Annotated in this window: 20 protein-coding genes; 15 read left to right on the top strand and 5 right to left on the bottom strand. The window is 48.1% G+C overall.

Features of this window, described 5'->3' with window-relative positions:
• Position 1 precedes the first annotated feature (1 nt).
• Entirely contained in the window at positions 2–829 is an 828-nt protein-coding gene (locus ACXAD6_RS12930) for an EcsC family protein (RefSeq protein ID WP_474969198.1), read from the top strand.
• 2 nt (positions 830–831) lie between these two features.
• Complete coding sequence (locus ACXAD6_RS12925) at positions 832–1,344, top strand: MogA/MoaB family molybdenum cofactor biosynthesis protein (protein ID WP_474969197.1); 513 nt, start codon at positions 832–834, stop codon at positions 1,342–1,344.
• Positions 1,345–1,513: 169 nt separating this feature from the next.
• Here the strand turns inward: ACXAD6_RS12925 and ACXAD6_RS12920 are convergent, their stop codons facing one another.
• Both ACXAD6_RS12920 and ACXAD6_RS12915 read right to left on the bottom strand, forming a co-directional pair.
• The gene (locus ACXAD6_RS12920) at positions 1,514–1,972 is read right to left on the bottom strand and encodes a universal stress protein (protein ID WP_160836355.1); all 459 of its coding nucleotides are present in this window, start codon (positions 1,970–1,972) and stop codon (positions 1,514–1,516) included.
• A gap of 272 nt (positions 1,973–2,244) precedes the next feature.
• A complete protein-coding gene (locus ACXAD6_RS12915) occupies positions 2,245–3,573 on the bottom strand; it encodes a purine-cytosine permease family protein (protein WP_474969196.1) in 1,329 nt (442 codons plus the stop codon).
• Positions 3,574–3,679: 106 nt separating this feature from the next.
• Here ACXAD6_RS12915 and ACXAD6_RS12910 point away from each other — a divergent pair, with 106 nt between their 5' ends.
• The 5 genes from ACXAD6_RS12910 to ACXAD6_RS12890 all read left to right on the top strand — a co-directional run bounded on the left by ACXAD6_RS12910 (position 3,680) and on the right by ACXAD6_RS12890 (position 8,151).
• The gene (locus tag ACXAD6_RS12910) at positions 3,680–4,438 is read left to right on the top strand and encodes an SDR family oxidoreductase (RefSeq protein WP_474969195.1); all 759 of its coding nucleotides are present in this window, start codon (positions 3,680–3,682) and stop codon (positions 4,436–4,438) included.
• Between the two features lie 94 nt (positions 4,439–4,532).
• Positions 4,533–5,045: a DUF4178 domain-containing protein gene (locus ACXAD6_RS12905; protein WP_474969194.1), complete on the top strand. Its 513-nt coding sequence runs from the start codon at positions 4,533–4,535 to the stop codon at positions 5,043–5,045.
• A 15-nt stretch (positions 5,046–5,060) separates the two neighbouring features.
• Positions 5,061–5,732, top strand: a complete 672-nt coding sequence (locus ACXAD6_RS12900) for a PspA/IM30 family protein (RefSeq protein ID WP_474969193.1) — start codon at positions 5,061–5,063, stop codon at positions 5,730–5,732.
• 249 nt (positions 5,733–5,981) lie between these two features.
• Positions 5,982–6,662, top strand: coding sequence for a metal-dependent hydrolase (locus ACXAD6_RS12895; RefSeq protein ID WP_474969192.1), 681 nt, complete (start codon positions 5,982–5,984; stop codon positions 6,660–6,662).
• A 175-nt stretch (positions 6,663–6,837) separates the two neighbouring features.
• Positions 6,838–8,151, top strand: a complete 1,314-nt coding sequence (locus ACXAD6_RS12890) for a DRTGG domain-containing protein (protein ID WP_474969191.1) — start codon at positions 6,838–6,840, stop codon at positions 8,149–8,151.
• Between the two features lie 37 nt (positions 8,152–8,188).
• Here ACXAD6_RS12890 and ACXAD6_RS12885 read toward each other — a convergent pair whose 3' ends face one another.
• Positions 8,189–8,491, bottom strand: coding sequence for a YtpI family protein (locus ACXAD6_RS12885; RefSeq protein ID WP_027955148.1), 303 nt, complete (start codon positions 8,489–8,491; stop codon positions 8,189–8,191).
• 124 nt (positions 8,492–8,615) lie between these two features.
• On the opposite strand from ACXAD6_RS12885, the gene ACXAD6_RS12880 reads away from it, so the two are divergent.
• Positions 8,616–9,572, top strand: a complete 957-nt coding sequence (locus ACXAD6_RS12880; protein WP_474969190.1) for a DHH family phosphoesterase — start codon at positions 8,616–8,618, stop codon at positions 9,570–9,572.
• A gap of 16 nt (positions 9,573–9,588) precedes the next feature.
• On the opposite strand, the gene ytrI is transcribed toward ACXAD6_RS12880, so the two are convergent.
• Together ytrI and ytrH are read right to left on the bottom strand one after the other, a co-directional pair.
• The gene (gene ytrI / locus ACXAD6_RS12875; protein WP_474969189.1) at positions 9,589–10,086 is read right to left on the bottom strand and encodes a sporulation membrane protein YtrI; all 498 of its coding nucleotides are present in this window, start codon (positions 10,084–10,086) and stop codon (positions 9,589–9,591) included.
• On the bottom strand, positions 10,086–10,418 hold the full coding sequence (gene ytrH / locus ACXAD6_RS12870) for a sporulation membrane protein YtrH (protein WP_027955151.1): 333 nt from the start codon (positions 10,416–10,418) through the stop codon (positions 10,086–10,088). The genes ytrI and ytrH overlap by 1 nt, the downstream gene beginning before the upstream one ends.
• Positions 10,419–10,549: 131 nt before the next feature.
• Here ytrH and dnaE point away from each other — a divergent pair, with 131 nt between their 5' ends.
• The 7 genes from dnaE (at position 10,550) to pyk (ending at position 20,834) form a co-directional block, all read left to right on the top strand.
• Positions 10,550–13,909, top strand: a complete 3,360-nt coding sequence (gene dnaE / locus ACXAD6_RS12865; RefSeq protein WP_474969188.1) for a DNA polymerase III subunit alpha — start codon at positions 10,550–10,552, stop codon at positions 13,907–13,909.
• A gap of 120 nt (positions 13,910–14,029) precedes the next feature.
• Entirely contained in the window at positions 14,030–15,268 is a 1,239-nt protein-coding gene (gene ystJ, locus ACXAD6_RS12860; protein WP_474969187.1) for an NADP-dependent malic enzyme, read from the top strand.
• Between the two features lie 78 nt (positions 15,269–15,346).
• Positions 15,347–15,940: a FadR/GntR family transcriptional regulator gene (locus ACXAD6_RS12855; protein WP_474969186.1), complete on the top strand. Its 594-nt coding sequence runs from the start codon at positions 15,347–15,349 to the stop codon at positions 15,938–15,940.
• A gap of 100 nt (positions 15,941–16,040) precedes the next feature.
• Positions 16,041–16,901: an acetyl-CoA carboxylase, carboxyltransferase subunit beta gene (accD, locus tag ACXAD6_RS12850; RefSeq protein WP_474969185.1), complete on the top strand. Its 861-nt coding sequence runs from the start codon at positions 16,041–16,043 to the stop codon at positions 16,899–16,901.
• Positions 16,898–17,860 carry an acetyl-CoA carboxylase carboxyltransferase subunit alpha gene (locus ACXAD6_RS12845; protein WP_474969184.1) on the top strand — a complete coding sequence of 321 codons (963 nt, stop codon included), beginning with the start codon at positions 16,898–16,900 and terminating at the stop codon, positions 17,858–17,860. The genes accD and ACXAD6_RS12845 overlap by 4 nt, the downstream gene beginning before the upstream one ends.
• 220 nt (positions 17,861–18,080) lie before the next feature.
• Positions 18,081–19,040: a 6-phosphofructokinase gene (pfkA, locus tag ACXAD6_RS12840; RefSeq protein ID WP_474969183.1), complete on the top strand. Its 960-nt coding sequence runs from the start codon at positions 18,081–18,083 to the stop codon at positions 19,038–19,040.
• Positions 19,041–19,070: 30 nt separating this feature from the next.
• Positions 19,071–20,834 (top strand): pyruvate kinase, encoded by a 1,764-nt coding sequence (pyk, locus tag ACXAD6_RS12835; RefSeq protein ID WP_027955158.1) that lies wholly within the window; start codon positions 19,071–19,073, stop codon positions 20,832–20,834.
• Positions 20,835–20,892 lie beyond the last annotated feature (58 nt).

Raw genomic sequence — 20,892 nt, 5'->3', positions numbered from 1 at the left:
ATTGGCTGATGATCGAATCCGTAGAGAACTTGAGGTATGGCTTCAGCAGTTCCGGCAGTACCAGCCGAATGATTTTGAAAACATGTATGATCAATGGATGCATCAAAATTTTCAGAACCTGGACCCTGGAGTCAGGGATAAATTCTTTTCCAAGCTGGATGCGTGGTTCTTCCACACCCATGCGTTTCTCCAAGGGACGTCCTATCAATATGAGGCGCGTGAGCGGATTTTGACCGCCGGCAGGATCTTTTCTTCCAACATCCATCACATTCAGGATATGGAAAAAGAGTTAACCACTGATCAATTGACTTACATTGCTGAGCAGCAGATGGCTCGTGGGCGTCTGTATTCTTTTGCTCAGGGTGGATTGACGGGGGCTGGAGGATGGTTGTTTCTCGGTGTCGACTATCCGATGATGATGCTTATGAACATCCGGGCCATTCAATTGATCGGACTTACCTTTGGCCATGAAATGAATCATCCTTACGAAATGATGATTTCCTTGAAGGTGTTTCATGCGGCGACACTACCCAAGCGTTTGAAAGCGCAGGCCTGGGAAGATTTGATTCAGGAAGTCGAGAAAAAAGAACATAACTTCATTGTTGCCGGTGATGACCGCCTGACGGATGAAGGATGGCTCGAGCAGCCGCTGAAGCACTGCTTCAAGTCCCTGTTCATTTTGATGTTCAGAAAAAAACTGGTGCAGGGTCTTCCCTTTATAAGCATAGCCATCGGCGCATATTCGAACTACCATTTAACGAAGCGGGTGACGGAATTCGCTATGAAATTTTACCAGTATCGTCACATCACGAGTGAGGAAGGAGGCTGAACGTGTCTGTTGATGAACATAAGCAAGCAGTAAAAGGGCCTGTCCGCTGCGGGATCATTACCGTTAGTGATACAAGGACAGTGGATACGGATAAGAGCGGCAGACTGATGAAGGAAAAACTGCTGGAGCACAATCATGAAATCCTCCGCTCTTCGATTGTGCCTGATGAGAAAGCGTCCATTCTCCAAGAACTTCGCGAGTACATGGCTCATCCCTCTATGGACGTCATATTACTGAATGGCGGCACAGGAATCGCTGCCAGGGATGTCACGATTGAAGCAGTGAAACGTGTTTTTGAAAAGGAAATGCCGGGCTTTGGAGAGATTTTCCGTATGCTCAGCTACACCGAAGACATTGGATCTGCCGCTATCCTATCCAGGGCAGCGGCGGGGGTGGCAGGTGGAAAAGCGGTCTTTGCCACGCCTGGTTCAACAGGAGCGGTGAAACTGGCTATGGAAAAGCTGATTATACCGGAACTTCGCCATGTTGTCCGTGAATTAAGAAAAGATCAATGAAAAAGGAGCCCTTGGAGAGGATCCTTCAGCTTGTAGAGAAACCTCTGTTTCTTTACAAGCTTTTTCTTTCCTACCGCCAGGAGCGAAAGCCCCTTGGGAGTGCTTAAAATCGAAAAAAACAAGGCTGTCGAGAAAGTCTCGACAGCCTGAAGGACCTTTAAAGGGCTCTTTACTTCTCTTGTTTATCGGCACCGGCCCGGACAACGAGAACGTCACATGGGGAATAGCGGGTAATGTGCTCGGAAACACTTCCGATAAAGAAGCGTTCCATTGCATTCAGACCGGTCGCACCGCAGATAATTAAATCAGCGTGGTGTTTAGGCGCAATATCTTTAGCGATTTTCACTTTCGGTGACCCATACTCAATATCAATCACGACGTTGGTGACGCCGGCTTGTTCCGCTTTCTTTTGATAGTCGTTCAACAGCTCCGTGGCGTACTGCTCTGCCCGTATCGCTAAGGAACGGTCATACGCTTCCACAGTAGCAAAAGCTCTTGTATCCACGACGTGAGCAAGAATCAGTTTTGCCCCGTTTCGGTTGGCTATGTCGATCGCTTTTGAAAAAGCCTCCTCTGCTGTAACGGAACCATCCACGGCAACGACGATATCTTTATATTCATAAGTCATCCCAATTACCCCCTCCCATTTAATTACTTTTATTATATCATGCGATCCGCTGTTGTAGACGGCTGTTCCATACATAATCGGGAGAATTGTGTGAACAATAAGACAGAGGTGATAGCAATGAAGAAGCCAATGAACCCTCTTGAAAAAGAAAGCATGGATCAACGCCGGATCGTGAGTGCATTGAATGAGAGCTACCAGTCCGGTGACCGTCGTCAAAAACGTCGATAAATAAGAAGTCCCCCGCCAGAAAAAAGCGGGGGATTTTTCGTAACTTATGATTCCTTGTGCTCTTCAGCGTATCTCTGGGTGAGCGGGTATATCACTGCAATCACTACAAAGGTAAGAAACCCGGGGGACCAATCGTCCGGAAAGATAAAGTACAACAGTGTCCCGATAGTCACTGCCCCCATCGCTGCCCGATTGACAGCCGGGGCAGAAGCAAGCAGGTTCAAATCCTCGTTGGTCAGACGACTGCGTTTCACCACAAGGAAATCACTGACAATAACGGCAGAAATCGGAATGATCAAGCCGCCGAGAAGAGAGATAAATGACTCCGCTTCATTCACGAGGTCTGGAAATCCACTCAGAATAACGCCTGCGCTGCCAAAAAGCACGGCACTCTGCACCCTGGAAAGCTTAGGGAAAATGTTGAGAAGACTGAAACCGCCGGTATAGGCATTGCTGACGTTGATGCTGATCATGGAAATCACAGCTGTCAATGTAATCACCGCGATGATCACGGGGGATGCCGTCTGGTTTGAAGAGGATACGTAAGGGTTGAGACTTCCATAAAGAGTAGCTGAGGCACATCCAATCACTGCTGTTAAAAGAAACCCGGCGGCGTTGCCTGTAAGCAGTCCCCAGAAACCTTGGGCCGGTGTCTGCGCATATCTCGTCATATCAGCTGATGCGCTCACTCCAGAAACATACTGGACGAAGGCCAGACTTGAGAAGAACAGCATCATCGGGATAGAGCCGCTCCAGCCATCCATAGCAAGCGTTAAGGATGCACCGGATTCATTGTTTGTAGTAAAGTATACATAGAGCATAGTCCCCTCTCCAAAAAGCAGGAGCGGAAGGAAATAACTAGTCGCTTTCTTAACGGCGTTAAAACCGAGGATAGCTAATAGGACCATCAACAGAGATAACGGTAGGGAAACAATCCAGAAGGGAAGCGCAGCTCCGGTAATTCTGGATACCAGTTCTTGAATGACGTACGTTCCTCCGATGGTCTGGACCGCAAACCAGTACAGAGAAGTCAAGCTCCTTACAGGAGAAGATAGAAACTGGGCGCCCCGGACACCAAGCATCGTGCGGATCGCATACTGGGCTGGGATGCCGAGCCGTGCCCCGGGTAAAGATAAATAGGATACAAATAGAAACCCAAGCCAGGCGCCTGCACAGGTGCAGAGAACAGCGCTCCAAAAGGAAAGCCCGCCTTCCATGACAGCAAGAGCGGGAACGAGGAAGTTTCCGGCATTGGCCGCAACGGCCATCTGGATAAAAGCGAAACGGTACCAGGGCGTATTTTTCTGATGGGCAGGAACGGCTTCAAGTCCGTACCTCTCCACAACAGACTTACTGCCTGCAGCAGCTCTCATGATTGTCACGTCCTTTCTGACGAGCTCATTGTACAGAACGGGGCAGAAGAAGTAAACAATACAACTGTTTGAAAATAGAGACGGATTGATAAAAGGAGGGGTTTAGATGCGCCATGCCATCATAACAGCCGGCACAAAAGGCCTCGGCAGAAAAGTTACGGAACACATGCTTGCTCAGGGGTATTCCGTAACGGTGACCTATTTTAACGACGAGCAGAAGGCGCAGACACTCCTGAATGACTTTGCTTCCGCGCGCGGGCGTATTCAGCTCGTGAAGGCGGATGTCACAGTGGAACAGGATTTGGAACGTGTGGTCGCGGAGGCGGTGGACCGCTACGGCCGCATCGACTTCTTAATTAATAATGCAGGGCCTTATATATTTGAACGGAAAAAGCTGATGGACTATTCTAAAGAAGAATGGAATCAAATGATCCGTGGGAATCTGGATGCCGTCTTTTACCTGCTTAAGCTGACCATTCCATATATGCGCAGACAGCATTTCGGCCGGATCATCAATTATGGATTTCAAGGAGCTCATGCGGCATCCGGATGGATTTACCGATCAGCCTTCGCTGCAGCGAAAGTCGGGCTCGTTTCCCTGACCAAAACGATTGCCTATGAGGAAGCCGAGCACGGCATCACCTCAAATATGATCTGCCCCGGGAATATTGTAGGTGAATGGAAGGAGTCATCCATCGATCAAAGCCGGAATACGACGGATGAGGAGACACCGATAGGAAGACCCGGGACAGGAGAGGATATCGCACGGACCATCGATTTTCTCTGTGATGAACGCTCGGATATGATTACAGGCACAATATACGAAGTCACCGGCGGTCTTGATGTCATCCACCGCCATCGTTAAGGGAGAAAGGTGAATATTTTTGAAAAAGTGAAACCTCTGCCCGTGGCTTTCCGTACATAAGGTACACAGGGCAAAGCAGAAGGGAAGTGAAGGATTGGGTTTTTTCTCTCGATTGTTTCAAAAGAAAGACCAGCAGGTGCCCGAGGTGAAAGAACGGACGCCGCTGACGATTGAAGTAGGAGATATCGTGACCTACGACCTCGCCGATTACGAAGTAGTAGGGAAAATCACCTACCGGGACGGTTCTTATGAATGGTATGCCTATCAGCTGCTGGAAGGGAATCGAACCAAATGGCTCGCTGCTGAAATGGATGACGAGCTGGAGCTTGGGATGTATGAGAAGGTCAATCTGCCCGTGAGCAGGCCGTACCCCGCTTCTCTTGAATACGAAGGTGTGACCTACACGAAGGATGAAGAAGGGGAAGCCCAGGTGACAGGGGAAGGCCGCAGTGCGAACGTGAACGGCCGGACCGTCAACTATGCGGACTATATATCTGAAGATGAAGAAGCATACCTGAGTGTGGAAGCCTGGGGGACGGAAGTTGAAGTCAGTATCGGGTCAGACATCGAAGCGTATGAATTGAAAATTATAGCAGGTTCTAAATAATAAGGAGGAATTTACATGTTCAAATTTTTCAAACGTGTGAAGACGGTCGTAGGTTCTGAAATGAATGCGATGCTTGATAAAGCTGAAGATCCAGTGAAAATGCTCGACCAATTTATGAGGGATATGGAAAATGACATTCGTGAAGCAGAGAGCGCTGTTGCTAAGCAGATCGCCAATGAGAAAATGCTGAAGCGCAAGTACGATGATGCCCAGGCTCTTGCGGATAAGCGGATGCAGCAGGCGGAAAAAGCCATTGAAGCCGGTAATGAAGATCTTGCCCGCCGCGCCCTGGAAGATAAGAAAAATCACCAGGAACAGGCCGAGCAGTTGAAAGCGTCCTGGGAACAAGCGCAGACAGACGCTTCCAATCTCCGTGAAAAGCTCGATGAAATGAAGAAAGAATACCAGGAAATGAAACTGAAGAAAGATTCCTTGAAAGCCCGTGCGGAATCAGCGAAAACCCGTACGAAGATGAACCGGACCATGTCCAGCATCGGCGGGGATGAATCCCGTCAAGGTTTTGAGCGTATGGAAGAAAAGGTCATGCAGTATGAAGCGGAGGCGGATACGAGTGATGATCTTTCATCAGAAGCCCGCTCCATTGATGATGAATTCGAGGAAATGGACAAAAAAGATGATGTGGATGATGAACTGCAGGCGCTGAAGCGTAAAATGAATAAAGAGTAACCGCGAGACCCCCGGCTTCCGGGGGTTTTCGTATGTATGAATACCTCTGGAACAGCTCTGCTTCGGGATAGGTCAGACACGTCCTTTCTTAGCGGATAGCGGTGGAGTTCAAGGACTTCCTCTGAAAAAGCCCGCCTGTGTTTTAGGAGTAGAAAGACAGGGAAATGAAAAAAAGTGTAGAAGGAAATGGAAAGCGCTGGATAAATGCATCCGGCCGTATACATTACTTTTGTGAGAAGGAGTGGAAGGATGAAAGTTTCTTATCATGGACATGCCGTAGTCAAAGTGGAAGCCAATGGAAAAACGATTTTGTTTGACCCATTCATATCCGATAACGGGAACACGGATTTGGATGCCGATCAGGTGGAACCGGATGTCATTCTGCTGACTCATGGACATAACGATCACGTAGGGGACACGTTCGAGATTGCCGAACGGACCAATGCGCAGATTGTTGCTCCGTTTGAACTGGCTACCTATCTTGGGAACAAAGGGTTAAATGCCCACCCGATGCATATCGGCGGGGGGCATGAATTTGATTTCGGACATGTGAAGTTCACCCAGGCTTTTCATGGTTCAGCTTATACAGAAGAGGATGGCACGATTGTCTATACAGGCATGCCGACGGGGATCCTGCTGACTATCGATGGCAAAACCATTTTCCACGCCGGGGATACCGGGTTGTTTTCTGATATGAAACTGATCGGGGAACGCAATGATATTGATCTGGCTTTTCTTCCGATCGGGGATAATTTCACGATGGGACCCGAGGATGCTTTAACCGCAGCAGAATGGCTGCAGGCGAAACAGGTCGTTCCAGTTCACTATAACACCTTCGATCTCATCAATCAGGATGGAGAAGGATTTGCTTCACAGGTGAAGCCTGGAACAGGACGTGCGCTTCAGCCTGGAGAAGTCATAGAATTTTAGAGAGTTGAAAAGCGGCGGGTCATTGTGGCTCTGCCGCTTTTTTTTATCCAATACCGGTTCAATCCTCGAAACCATGCCCCCTGATTTCTGGAAGAAATTGCAGAACATCTGTATCAGTTGTATAATAACAATAAAGTGAGAAATGACTAGTACAGATAGAAAGTTTGGTGGGTGAATGGCTACAAAACATGAACAGATCCTGGAGCACATCGAGTCCTTATCGGTAGGAAGTAAAATATCCGTACGCGGGATTGCAAAAGCGCTGAATGTCAGTGAAGGAACGGCCTATCGTGCCATTAAGGAAGCGGAAAACCAGCATCTTGTCAGTACGATGGAGCGTGTGGGGACCATCCGGATTGAGAAGAAGAAGAAAGAGAATATTGAGCGTCTGACGTTCGCTGAAATTGTCAACGTCGTTGATGGGCAGGTTCTGGGCGGCAGAGAAGGCCTTTATAAAACCCTTGGGAAGTTTGTCATCGGAGCTATGAAACTGGAAGCGATGATGCGTTATACTGAAGCGGGTTCCCTCCTCATTGTCGGAAACCGGACGAATGCCCATGAACTTGCAGTGAAGGAGGGGGCGGCTGTGTTAGTAACGGGTGGATTTGATACGACAGATACCGTGAAAAAACTAGCCGACGAAAAGAAGCTCCCTGTTATTTCTACAAGTTATGATACATTTACTGTAGCGACAATGATTAATAGAGCCATTTACGATCAGCTCATCAAAAAGGAAATCGTGCTGGTGGATGATATCTACACTTCTTTTGAAGATTCCAGGTATCTTTCCACAAGGGATACTGTCCAGCGCTGGCATGACCTGAATGATGAAACGAAGCACAGCCGCTATCCGGTGGTGGATGAGCAGAACCGTGTGGTTGGAATTGTCACTTCTAAAGATGTCATCGGGCAGGAGAAAACGGTCAGGATCGATAAGGTGATGACCCGTAATCCGATGACGGCTCACACGACGACATCCCTGGCTAATGCGGCGCATGTGATGGTGTGGGAAGGAATCGAACTGATGCCGGTCGTTGACACCAGCCATAAATTCCAGGGGATTATCTCCCGGCAGGATGTACTGAAGGCGCTGCAGCACATTCAACGGCAGCCTCAAGTTGGAGAAACCATCGATGATCTGGCTACAAACCGGATGGTGATGGTGGAGAGCGATCAGAGCCCGCAGCGCTGGAGCACGACGGTGACTCCGCAGATGACCAACCAGCTTGGCACGATGTCGTACGGCGTTTTTGTGTCCTTGATTACAGAGGCCTCCAGCCGGATGCTCCGGAAGTACAAAAAAGGGGATCTGGTCGTCGAAAATATTTCCGTCTATTTTATTAAGCCGGTTCAAATTGAAAGTGATATTGAAATTATTCCACAGATTTTAGAAGTCGGCCGCAAATTTGCTAAGGTGGACATTGAAGTTCATCACGGAAAATCGATTGTCGGAAAAGCCCTTCTTATGGCTCAGTTGATCGATCGATAAAAAAAGCCGCTGTCCGGGCAGCGGCTTTGTGAAGCATTCAGGTCTGTGAACGGGCTTCCTGCTTTTTATATTCCTGCTGGTAATGGCGGCTCGCCTTAAAGCCGAGCCGAGCCTGTGCAGCTCCGAGGATAAGGAAAACCAGCCCGACAAACAAGGAAAGCCTTGTTTGATAAAATACATACTGGTTAATCGCAAAGAAAAACAAGAATCCGCCGAGGAAAATCTTCGATCTGCTGTTCAAGTATTCCTGTGTAAGTGGATCCCGGGCCCGGATGACCATCACTTTGTAGTAAATGTAAAGAACAAGGGAAACTAAGATGAGAATCGGAAAAATAATCAAGGTGAATCGACTCCTGATCGTTAAGAATTCCTTTTCATTGTAGCTTGTTTTGTTGGAAAAGGCTACCTGGGCCGGGAATTCTGCAGGCGGTTGTCAGGAAAAAATTAAAAGGAGGCTTTATTTCATGTCTACACAAGCCATCATTCAGTCCATTAAATCTTATTCGACTATCATTATCCACCGCCATGTCCGGCCGGATCCCGATGCCTATGGTTCCCAGGCCGGTCTTGCCGAAATGATTCGTGCGAGCTTTCCAGAAAAGCAGGTGTACCTTGCAGGCGAAGGGGAGCCGTCACTGGCATTTCTTGCCGAAATGGATGATATTGCTGATGATACTTTTAAGGAAGCTTTAGTCATCGTCTGTGACACAGCCAATCAGGCCCGTATTGACGACCAGAGATTTGGAACAGGAAAACAGCTCGTGAAAATTGATCATCACCCTGACATCGATCAGTATGGAGATATTCAATGGGTGGATACGACATCCAGCTCCACCTCCGAAATGATCTATCATTTATATATGGAAGGAATCGAGGCCGGGCTGAAAATGAATGAACGTTCTGCAAGGCTTCTGTATGCAGGAATTGTAGGGGATACCGGGCGCTTTCTTTTTCCAAGCACTACGAAAAAAACGCTCTCCTATGCTGCGGATTTAGTGCATTACGATTTTGATCGATCTTCCCTGTTTAACGAAATGTATAAGACTCCTGTCCACGTAGCCAGGTTAAAAGGCTATGTTCTTGAGAACTTCACGCTTCACCCGGCCGGCTATTCCACCATTCGTCTTGATAAGGATACACTGGAGCGATTTGGTGTGACAGCGACCGAAACGAGCCAGCTGGTCGGCCTTCTCGGAGATATTGAGGGCATTCTTGCGTGGGCGTTCTTCGTGGAAGAAGAAGATAATATCCGCGTCCGCCTGCGTTCCAAAGGTCCGGTGATTAACGGAGTCGCCGCTGCTCATCATGGTGGTGGACATCCGATGGCCTCCGGGGCTTCTGCTTCCGACTGGGCAGAAACCGAGGACATTGCCCGGGAATTGGAAGAGGTTTGTAAAGCATATCGAAACGAGCAGGCATAAGATGGCCTGCTCGTTTTTAACGTACCAGCTTTATTTCAAGTCTTAACGTAATGACTTCTGAAATGATCAGCCGGTTCACTTTCAATTGGTAAGTGAAGTCATCCACCACATAGTTTTTGTTTTCAAGGGCGGTTAAGATCAGATCCGCCTGATCAGCTACCACTTTTACAGGCTTCCCTGGCAGGGAAGAAAGCTGATCCTTGACCATCGTCGTCAGCTGGTGCTGCGTAAGCAGGTCGACTTCCAGCTTTTTGGCATTGGTGTAGGATACGTCCATTTCGCCCACCGTCAGTGGTGCGGATTCAGAATCCTGGTTTTTATTGTTCAGCAGTCCCTCATACTTCACTTCCAGTTCATGCAGCTCTGTAGTCAAGGCGATGTGTTCTTCCGTGTATTTCTGCTGAAGCTGCCCATGAGTATAAAGAAAAAAGAGCCAGCCGGCCAGGGTGCCCAGCAGCACACCGGCGAAAAAACGCCTCCATTCCCTGCTTTTATGGTAAGGAGGGAAATGCATCAGGTCACCTCTTCTCCAAGCAGCCACTCAAACAACAGAAGTGCTGCCTTCACCCCGCCCATAGCTGCAACGATTATGACGATCTGCTTGAACATATCGAAAGTGGATCCGTCGAGAATGCCTTTTTCAAAGTTGCTGATGGCATCGAAGGTTCCCCCGATGGCTGCAACAACAGCCCAGATTCTTAAACTTTTGGCGATGCGGAACATGGCGGTCAGCGGAGCTTCCCCTGTTAAGTAACTGCCGATACTTCCAATCAGTGTTCCACCTACAATAACTCCAAAAGCGATAAAGAAGCATTGGATCATGGATACGATTAAACGGTCTTCCATCTTGTCCCTCTTTCCGCCTGGAAAATGTGTTTCTATTTAAACGAATATTCTTTTTCCTGTGGTTTTATGCAGAGGGCTTTATTCCCTATCCAATAGTAGCTATAATTTACACATGAAAGAAGGTGTGCGAAATGACTTTCACCCATTTAAATGTCCGCAGCGGCTATAGTCTTATGAAGAGTACGGTGAAGATTAACGATTTGGTCCATGAGGCGAAGGCCCTTGGGTTTGAATCCATCGCTTTGACGGATGAGAACACGTTGAGCGGGGCGCTGGCATTTTATGAGGAATGCCGGGCACAGGGGATCAAGCCGGTAATCGGTTTAACGACGACCATCGAGGACCGTTCCCTTCTCCATCCCGTTCGGCTTCTCGCGACGAATCAGACCGGGTATAAAAACCTGATGAAAATAGCTACGTGGGCCAATACAAAAGATCATCCGTTGAATCTGGAAACGTTCGCCGACGTGAGTCAGGGGCTGATCGTCATTCATATGACCTCTGCCTCTCCATGGGGAGAACCCTTATCCGACCGGATGTTCGAGCATATGGAGGACGGGTTGAACCGATGGATGCACGCAGTGAAGAAAGAGGACTTTTACTTAAGTATTCAAGATGTGGATCTTCATTCTGAACGGCAGCTGCACACCCCTCTGCGGGAATGGGCGGATGAAAAAGGGCTGCAGGTAACGGCTGTCGGGGATGTGCGCTACATAAAAAAAGAGGAAGCCGACGCCTATCAATGCTTACGGGCGGTGGATGAAGGTACGCGTTATACACCGAAGAGTGCTCACGGCCCCTTCTACTTAAAAAGTGCGGAAGAGATGGAATCCTTCTTTGGGGAATGGTGGCCGGAAGTCCTTGAAACAGCAGACCACATCGCGCGCCGCTGTCAATGGGACATGGATCTGAACCAGCAGCTTCTTCCTACATATCCGGCACCGGAAGGGAAAAGCGGAGCGGACTATCTGCGTGAACTCTGCGAGCGTGCCCTGAAGAAAAAATATGCCGGCAAGGCAGAGGCTGTCGAGCGGCTGGACCATGAATTAAGTGTCATTGAATCCATGGGTTTCAGTGATTACTTTTTAATTGTCTGGGACTTTATCGATTTTGCCCGCGCAAAGGGGATCAATGCCGGACCTGGGAGGGGATCGGCGGCTGGGTCGATTGTCGCTTATCTTCTCGACATCACGAAGGTGGATCCGCTCGAATATCAACTGCTCTTTGAACGGTTCTTAAATCCGGAACGTATTACGATGCCGGATATCGACATCGATTTTCCTGACCAGCGCAGGGAGGAGGTCATTTCCTATGTAGCTGAAAAGTATGGAAGGCAGCATGCAGCTCAAATCAGCACGTTCGGTACATTCGCTGCAAAAAGTGTGCTGAGGGAATTGTTCAAGGTTCTCCATATTGAGGAGAGCGATGCGTCTTTTATCCTTCATCAGCTGCCGAAGCAGGCGGCTCAACCTCTTGTAGAAATCGTCCGTCAGTCGGAAGAATTGAAAGATTATATTAGAAACTCGGAAAAACTGAAGCATCTGTTCAAAATTGCAGCCAAGCTGGAGGGCCTTCCCCGCCATATTTCCACACATGCGGCAGGGGTCGTGCTTTCAGAAAAAACGCTGATGGAATATACACCTTTAATGAAAAGCCAGGGAGAGGTGTATGTAACACAGCTTACTATGGGGGATTTGGAAAAAATCGGTCTTTTGAAAATTGATTTTCTGGGACTGAGGAACTTGACCTTTATGGAAAATCTGGAACGGAAGATTCAAAGGGCGGGAAACCGGTCCTTTTCTCTGGATCAGATTCCATTGAATGATGCTGCAACCTTCTCCCTGCTCTCGGAAGGAAAAACCAATGGTGTCTTCCAATTGGAGTCGCAGGGCATGAAGCAGGTACTCACAAAGCTGAAGCCCACTCATTTTGAAGATGTGGTCGCCGTTAACGCCCTCTACCGGCCGGGTCCGATGGAATATATCGATACTTACATTGAAAGAAAGAACAAGAAAGCAGCGATCGAACTTCCACACGAGGATCTGGAAAGTGTTTTAAGCCCGACTTATGGCGTACTCGTCTATCAGGAGCAGATTATGCAGGTGGCGGGACTTGCTGCGGGCTATTCGCTCGGACAGGCGGACATGCTTCGGAGAGCGGTCAGCAAGAAGCAGGCCGGGGTTTTAGAGAATGAGAGGAAAGCGTTTGTATCAGGAGCATTGGAAAATGGATATTCCGAGCAGGTGGCTGAGCAGCTGTTTGACTGGATTGTCAAATTTTCCAATTATGGATTCAACCGGAGCCACGCTGTTGCCTACAGCTTAATTTCCTACCAGCTGGCCTTTATGAAAGCTCATCATCCGTCTGCATTCATGGCCGAGCTTATCAACGCGAATCTGGGAGACCGGGACAAACTGGCCGCATACATTCGAGAAGCGCGGGAGATGCACGTACGGGTGAAGGCTCCTTCCATAAATAAAAGCGGGGCGACTGCTCAGGGGCAGCGTAGGGAAATCACTATGGGTTTTCTTTCCATCAAAGGCGTAGGGTATCAGGCGGCTAAAGCGATTGTAGAAGGGCGTGGACAACAGCCTTTCCGCCATTTGAACGACTTCTGTCTGCGTGTGGATACGAAAATTGTATCGCGGAAAGTGATTGAAGGGCTCATTATTGCCGGGGCTTTTGATGAACTGCACTCCAACCGTGCAAGTGCTCTGGCCACCATCGATCAGGCTCTTGAGCAGGGGGAATTGTTCAAGGAATTCCAGGACCAGCCCGGATTCTTCGATCAGGAAATGGTCATGGATATGGTGGATGTGGAACCTTTTCCGCTTTTGAAGAAGCTGGCGATGGAAAAAGAAGTCCTCGGCACTTATTTATCTGATCATCCCCTTGAGAGTCAGCGGAAATCTCTCCGGAGAAGAGGCATCCTTTCTCTTGCTCAGCTATTCAGGATGAAAATGAATAAAAAAGTCGATACGGCTGCGGTCGTTGACAGCATTCGGGAAATTCGTACAAAGCGCGGGGACCCGATGGCCTTTTTATCCATGAGTGATGAAAGTGCTGAAGTGGATGCTGTCATCTTTCCGGATACGTACCGGGATGTCAAAGTGTGGCTGAAAGAACAGATGCTTGTGACAACGTCGGGAAAAGTAGAGGAAAGAAACGGAAGGAAGCAGCTTATTATTCAGTCCCTTCAGCCTTTTGAACTGGATGAACCATCCCATGAGTCAGCTCAGGGAGAAAGACGGCTGTTCGTTAAAGTAACGGATGAAAACGAAAATGAAGCCCTTCAACAGTTAAAAGAAACGGCACAATATTTCCCGGGGAATACACCAGTTTTTCTTTTCCGGTCAGAAGATCGGAAGACCTACCGCCTTGACGAAAGTTATGGCCTTCAGCCCACCAGAGACTGTCTTGATCAGTTGAACGCATTTTTTGGGGAGAAAAATGTCGCATTAAGAAGTAACAAAAAGAAGGCGGATAATTAAAAACTAAGTCCATATTTTTGAAAATCTTTACACGACCTTATCATCTGTTATAATTAAGGAGTTACTGGTGGTCAGACCACCTGGGTCGGTTCTATCATTCATTTAAAGGAGCGTGTTGTTGTGTCAAATCTGCGAGATGAAGCATTGCATATACACCGGGTGAACAAGGGGAAACTGGAAACACATTCAAAAGTACCTGTACGGAATGCTAAGGATCTAAGTCTTGCCTACTCCCCTGGAGTGGCTGAGCCATGTAAGGAAATCTACGACCATAAAGAAACGGTCTACGATTATACGATGAAGGGGAACATGGTGGCCGTGGTCAGTGACGGTTCTGCCGTGCTTGGACTTGGAAATATCGGTCCTGAAGCTGCTCTTCCAGTCATGGAGGGGAAAGCCGCATTGTTCAAAAGCTTTGCCGGCGTTGATGCTTTTCCTATCTGCCTGAACACGAGAGAGATCGATCAGATTGTGCAGACGGTGAAGTTGATGGAGCCCACGTTTGGCGGCGTAAACCTGGAGGATATCGCTGCACCAAACTGCTTCATTATTGAAGAGCGGTTGAAGAAGGAAACGAACATCCCTATCTTCCATGATGATCAGCACGGAACGGCTATCGTGACGGTCGCAGGTCTGATGAACGCTTTGAAGCTCACAGGAAAATCATGGTCGGATATTAAAGTGGTGGCCAACGGGGCAGGGGCCGCAGGAATTGCTATTATCAAATTACTTTATCATTTCGGTGTACGTGATATTATTATGTGTGATTCCAAAGGCGCTATCTTTGAAGGCCGCGACTACGGAATGAATGATGTCAAAGATGAAATTGCTAAAATTACGAATAAAGACCGTGTCGAAGGCGCTCTTGAGGAAGTCATGGAAGATGCTGACGTCTTCATCGGTGTATCTGTTGGTGGTTTGTTGTCCAAGGAAACGGTCTCCCGTATGAAGGATGACTCCATCATTTTTGCCATGGCCAACCCGGAACCGGAAATCATGCCGGACGATGCGAAGGAAGCAGGGGCTCGTGTCATCGGTACAGGACGATCCGATTTTCCTAACCAGGTGAACAACGTTCTGGCTTTTCCAGGAATCTTCCGAGGGGCTCTTGATGTACGCGCGACTCGAATCAATGAAAAAATGAAAATCGCAGCTGCGGAGGCGATTGCTTCCCTTGTAAGTGATGAAGACTTGAATGAGGATTATGTTATTCCTGCTCCCTTTGACCCGCGTGTAGCTCCAGCTGTGGCAGCAAGCGTTGCAAAGGCTGCGATGGAATCAGGCGTAGCCCGTCATCATGTAGACCCTGAAGAGGTGGCAGAAAAGACGAGACAGCTCACTTTAATTGATGAAGAATAAGTGCCGGAAAAGGGGAAAGAGATCTTTCCCCTTACATATGGCCATAGGATAAAAGCGGGAAAGAGGTGTTCGGGTACGTTGACTAAACCACAAGGGAAGGTATATGAAGGGGTTTTGTATCAATTGAAAGCCTACATTGAGGAGAATCAATTGAGCCCTGGCGATAAGCTGCCTTCTGAACGCGAACTAAGCGAACAGCTCGGTGTAGGAAGGTCATCGATCCGCGAGGCGTTCCGCGCCATGGAACTGCTCGGTCTGATTGAAACCCGCCGCGGAGAAGGTACCTATATGAGATCCTACCGCCCGTATCATATGGTTGAACTGCTGTCGAACTTCCTGTTGACGGAAAAGAGGACAAAAGAGGAACTATTGACAGCTATGCAGATGATCGAAAAAGAAGTATTGACGATTCTGCAGCATAAACTGACCAGCGAACAGCTGTACCGTCTAAAAGACATCATAGAAGGACATGTTGGTAAGGAAAGGCATCACCATGTGTTTGACTATCTTTTTTCTACATGTGGGCAGGAGCTGCTTTTTTCCATGTGGCAGTTTATAGCCGGATTTACCAATACCGTACATCATGTGCACTATGATAAAAGCTGGTATGATGCTGTGGTGGAAACCCTGCAGAAGGGCAGTACAATGGATATCATACAGCTCTATCGTTGAAAATGATGTCGAAACCATAACGACAAATTCAGTGGTATTACGCAAAGTACTTTTTGTATATTGAATAGAAAGGAAGCTTTGTCCCAAAGGAGGAATCACCTTGCTTAGAGACTTTTTCAGCAAGAAAAAAAGGTATGCATCCATACCAAGCCAGGAAGCCAAACAGGATGTACCGGAAGGTTTAATGCAGAAATGCCCCAACTGTCAAAAAATCTTCTATCGTAAAGAATTAAATCGGAATATGAATGTCTGCCCATATTGTGATCATCATCACCGCCTCAATGCCTATGAACGGATTGAGCATTCGTTTGATGAGGGTACGTTTACCGAATGGGATAAGCATATGATTTCCAGCAACCCGCTCGGCTTTCCAGATTACGAGGAGAAATTAGAGAAAGACCGGTTGAAATCCGACCTCAATGAAGCTGTAGTCACTGGGAAAGCCCGGATGAACGGCCTTGAGGCGGCTGTAGCTGTCATGGATGCCCGGTTCAGAATGGGAAGTATGGGGTCCGTGGTCGGTGAAAAAATAACGAACGCCATTGAAAAGGCCCGCGAAGAAGGAATTCCATTTATCATCTTTACGGCATCCGGGGGCGCACGTATGCAGGAAGGAGTCCTCAGTCTCATGCAGATGGGAAAAACTTCTGTAGCGCTGCAGCGCCTTCATGCAGATGGAGGTTTGTTTATTTCTGTCATGACTCACCCGACTACAGGCGGTGTATCCGCCAGTTTTGCTTCCCTTGGTGATTATAACTTTGCAGAACCTGGAGCTTTGATTGGTTTTGCGGGACGAAGAATTATTGAACAGACCATCCGGGAAAAACTGCCGGATGATTTTCAGACGGCTGAATTTCTGTTGGAGCATGGCCAGCTGGACCGGGTTGTCCACCGCCATGAGCTGAGAGAGACACTGACAACTGTTCTGGATCTTCACGCAGTAGGAGGAAGCCGGTTATGAAACACGTGTTAGAATTTGAAAAACCAGTCATCGAACTAAGAGAAAAAATTGTAGATTTGAAACAGCTCACAGACAGCAGTGAAATGGATTTAAGCGATGAAATCGCCAAGCTGGAAAAACGTCTGGAAAAACTGGAAACGGACGTTTATGATCGGATGGCACCATGGGACAGAGTCCAAATGGCCCGCCATCCGGAACGGCCCACGACTCTTGATTATATTGAGCACTTATTTACAGATTTCCTGGAGCTTCACGGGGATCGTACATTCGGTGATGATGCGGCAATCGTTTCCGGAATTGCCAGATTCAATGAACAGCCCGTCACAGTCATTGGTCATCAGCGGGGGAAGGATACGAAAGAAAACATCCGGCGTAACTTCGGGATGCCTCATCCGGAAGGCTATCGTAAAGCGCTTCGTTTAATGAAACAGGCAGAGAAGTTCAAGCGCCCGATCATTACGTTCATCGATACGAAAGGCGCTTATCCAGGGAAAGCAGCAGAAGAACGCGGGCAGAGTGAAGCGATTGCCCGCAATTTGATGGAAATGGCCGGCTTGACTGTGCCCATCATCTGTATTGTCATTGGTGAAGGAGGAAGTGGTGGAGCTCTCGGACTCGGCATCGGAGATAAAATTTTCATGCTGGAAAACTCCACGTATTCCGTTATTTCTCCAGAAGGAGCATCGTCCATTTTATGGAAGGATGCAGGTCTTGCTCAGGAAGCTGCCGAATCGATGAAGATTACTTCCTACGACTTGAAGAAATTAAACGTCATTGACGGTGTCATCCCGGAAGTGAGGGGTGGAGCCCACCGCGATGTCGAGACACAGGCGCAGGAAATTAAGCAGGTCCTGACCGATTCCCTGAATGAACTTCACACCTTGAATCATGATCAACTGTTGGAGAATCGTTTCAAAAAATATAAAAACATTGGCGATTACTCATATCTTGATTTATAATGATAGGGTTGAAATATAAAGGTCCGTTATTGGAAGGTCGCACATTTCGTGCGGCTTTTCGCATCTTTACAGGATGGTAACGTTATCACGGGAAAAAGAATGGTCCAGCTGTGCAGAAAAGGGTAGACTGTAAAGGGAGTCCTAGAGATCAGGGGGACTGAGGTTTCAATTCATCTTTAGTTGGAAACAACATAAATAGATTACTTTTGAGGTGATGAGAATGAAAAAAATTGGAGTACTTACGAGTGGTGGAGACGCCCCGGGTATGAACGCGGCCATCCGTTCAGTTGTCAGGAAAGCGATCTATCATGACATTGAAGTGTACGGGATCAAGTACGGTTACCAGGGTTTGATCGACGGTGATATCGAAAAAATGGAACTTGGATCCGTGGGTGACATCATTCAGCGTGGAGGAACCAAGCTTTATTCTGCCCGTTGTGAAGAGTTCAAAACCGAAGAGGGTCAGTTGAAAGGGATTGAACAATTAAAAAAACATGGCATTGAAGGCTTGATAGCTGTCGGTGGTGATGGTACCTTTATGGGGGCTAAGAAACTTACGGAAAAAGGCTACCCATGTATCGGTGTACCAGGAACGATTGATAACGACATACCTGGAACTGATTTCACAATCGGGTTTGATACAGCATTGAATACCATTATTGATGCCATCGACAAAATTCGTGATACAGCTACGTCCCATGAGCGGACGTTCATCATAGAAGTCATGGGCCGCGATGCAGGGGACCTTGCCCTTTGGGCTGGACTTGCAGATGGTGCGGAAAGTATCATGATTCCGGAAGCGGAAGATGAGCTGGGAGATATTATCGATCGTCTTCGAAGAGGACATGAACGTGGCAAGAAACACAGCATTATCATCGTTGCCGAAGGCGTCTGCACCGGAGGCGAACTTGCCCGCCGCATTGATGAAGCTGCCGGCTTGGAATCCCGTGTCACTGTACTGGGGCATACCCAGCGCGGAGGCTCCCCGAGCGCTGCAGATAGAGTTCTTGCAAGCCGCTTAGGCGCTTATGCCGTCGATCTGCTTCTCGAAGGAAAAGCAGGCCGCATGGTCGGTATCCAAGCGAACAAACTGGTGGACCATGATATTGTGGAGATTTTGAACGCCAAGCATACGGTTGACCTTGATATGTATCGTCTTTCCAAAGAACTATCTATATAAAACGTAAGAGGCACTAGAGGAGGAAATAATATGTTTAGAAAAACAAAAATCGTCAGCACGATTGGACCAGCGTCTGAATCTGTAGAAAAGTTGACACAGCTTATCGAATCAGGGATGAATGTTGCCCGTCTGAACTTTTCACATGGAGACTTCGACGAACATGGTGCACGTATCACAAACATTCGTGAAGCTTCAAAAGCCGTAGGGAAGACTGTAGCGATTCTTCTGGATACCAAAGGTCCGGAAATTCGTACCGGTTCTCTAAAAGGTGGAGAGTGCTACCTTGAAAAAGGATCCACAGCGTACGTATCCATGAAGGATATTGAAGGGGATGCTGGGCGTTTCTCTGTAACTTATTCCGGTCTCATCAACGACGTACACCCTGGATCCAAAATTCTTCTTGATGACGGTCTTGTGGAACTTCAGGTGGAAGAAGTGGACAAGGAAAATGAAGAAATCAAGACAACGGTCCTTAACAATGGACCATTGAAAAACAAAAAAGGCGTCAACGTTCCAAACGTGAGCGTCAACCTGCCTGGTATTACAGAAAAAGATGCCAAGGATATCGAGTTCGGTATTGAGCAGGGTGTTGACTTCATCGCTGCATCTTTCGTACGCCGTGCGTCTGATGTTCTTGAAATCAAAGAACTTCTTGAGAAGCATAACGCCAACCACATTCAAATCATTCCAAAAATCGAGAACCAGGAAGGTGTCGACAACATCGACGAAATTCTTGAAGTCAGTGATGGATTGATGGTTGCCCGTGGTGACCTTGGTGTTGAAATTCCAGCAGAAGATGTACCTCTTGTACAGAAGCAGTTGATCCGCAAATGCAATAAAGCCGGCAAACCGGTTATTACGGCCACACAAATGCTTGATTCCATGCAGCGCAACCCACGTCCAACGCGTGCGGAAGCTTCTGACGTAGCCAATGCCATTTTTGACGGCACCGATGCGATCATGCTTTCCGGCGAAACAGCTGCTGGTGACTATCCGGTGGAAGCCGTCCAAACGATGCATAATATTGCTTCCAAAACAGAAACAGGCTTGAACCACGTATCCCTGTTGCAGGACCGCTCCAAGCACAGTGATATGACGATTACAGATGCCATCAGCCAGTCTGTTACGCACACAGCGATCAACCTGGATGCAGCCGCCATTGTTACGCCGACTGAAAGTGGACATACCGCCCGCATGATCTCCAAGTATCGTCCAAAAGCTCCGATCGTAGCGATTACGTCTGACGAAGAGGTCAACCGTAAGCTTTCACTTGTATGGGGAGTGTATGCAGTCATGGGGCCGCGCGCGTACTCTACGGATGACATGCTAGACGTTGCGGTTGAACGCAGCCTTGCTTCCGGCCTAGCTGACCGCGGGGATCGTGTCATCATTACGGGTGGTGTACCTGTTGGAGAGAGCGGTACAACCAACCTGATGAAAGTTCACGTTATCGGTGATGTTTTGGTCAAAGGCCAGGGTGTCGGCCAGAAGAGCGCGTATGGTCGTGCCATCATCGCTAAAGATGCTCAGGATGCCATCAACCGTGTAGAAGACGGTGATATCATCGTGACTCACGGAACAGACCGTGACATGATGCCTGCCATCGAAAAAGCGGCAGGAATCGTTACACTTGAAGGCGGTCTGACTTCCCACGCAGCCGTTGTCGGACTAAGCCTTGGTATCCCGGTTATCGTGGGCGTACCAAATGCTCTTGAACTGATCAAGGATGGTTCCGATCTTACCATCGACAGTTCCCGTGGTGACATTTACGAAGGACATGCAAGCGTCCTGTAATAGATAGAAGGAAAGGCAGGGATGAGATCCCTGCCTTTTATTTTTTACCTTACAGCTT

The organism is Halobacillus sp. ABH2_015, assembly GCF_056158945.1.
Note: the sequence above shows the minus strand (reverse complement) of the source record. Positions and strands in the feature narration are given on the sequence as shown.

Bases quoted from the DNA above. Each gene is read 5' to 3' on its own strand.
- ACXAD6_RS12845 (WP_474969184.1), top strand. From the start codon at position 16,898: ATGAAACACGTGTTAGAATTTGAAAAACCAGTCATCGAACTAAGAGAA.
- dnaE (WP_474969188.1), top strand. From the start codon at position 10,550: ATGACTTTCACCCATTTAAATGTCCGCAGCGGCTATAGTCTTATGAAG.
- ACXAD6_RS12890 (WP_474969191.1), top strand. From the start codon at position 6,838: ATGGCTACAAAACATGAACAGATCCTGGAGCACATCGAGTCCTTATCG.
- ACXAD6_RS12910 (WP_474969195.1), top strand. From the start codon at position 3,680: ATGCGCCATGCCATCATAACAGCCGGCACAAAAGGCCTCGGCAGAAAA.
- ACXAD6_RS12920 (WP_160836355.1), bottom strand. From the start codon at position 1,972: ATGACTTATGAATATAAAGATATCGTCGTTGCCGTGGATGGTTCCGTT.
- pfkA (WP_474969183.1), top strand. From the start codon at position 18,081: ATGAAAAAAATTGGAGTACTTACGAGTGGTGGAGACGCCCCGGGTATG.
- ACXAD6_RS12895 (WP_474969192.1), top strand. From the start codon at position 5,982: ATGAAAGTTTCTTATCATGGACATGCCGTAGTCAAAGTGGAAGCCAAT.
- ACXAD6_RS12900 (WP_474969193.1), top strand. From the start codon at position 5,061: ATGTTCAAATTTTTCAAACGTGTGAAGACGGTCGTAGGTTCTGAAATG.
- ACXAD6_RS12880 (WP_474969190.1), top strand. From the start codon at position 8,616: ATGTCTACACAAGCCATCATTCAGTCCATTAAATCTTATTCGACTATC.
- ytrI (WP_474969189.1), bottom strand. From the start codon at position 10,086: ATGCATTTCCCTCCTTACCATAAAAGCAGGGAATGGAGGCGTTTTTTC.
- ytrH (WP_027955151.1), bottom strand. From the start codon at position 10,418: ATGGAAGACCGTTTAATCGTATCCATGATCCAATGCTTCTTTATCGCT.
- pyk (WP_027955158.1), top strand. From the start codon at position 19,071: ATGTTTAGAAAAACAAAAATCGTCAGCACGATTGGACCAGCGTCTGAA.
- ACXAD6_RS12915 (WP_474969196.1), bottom strand. From the start codon at position 3,573: ATGAGAGCTGCTGCAGGCAGTAAGTCTGTTGTGGAGAGGTACGGACTT.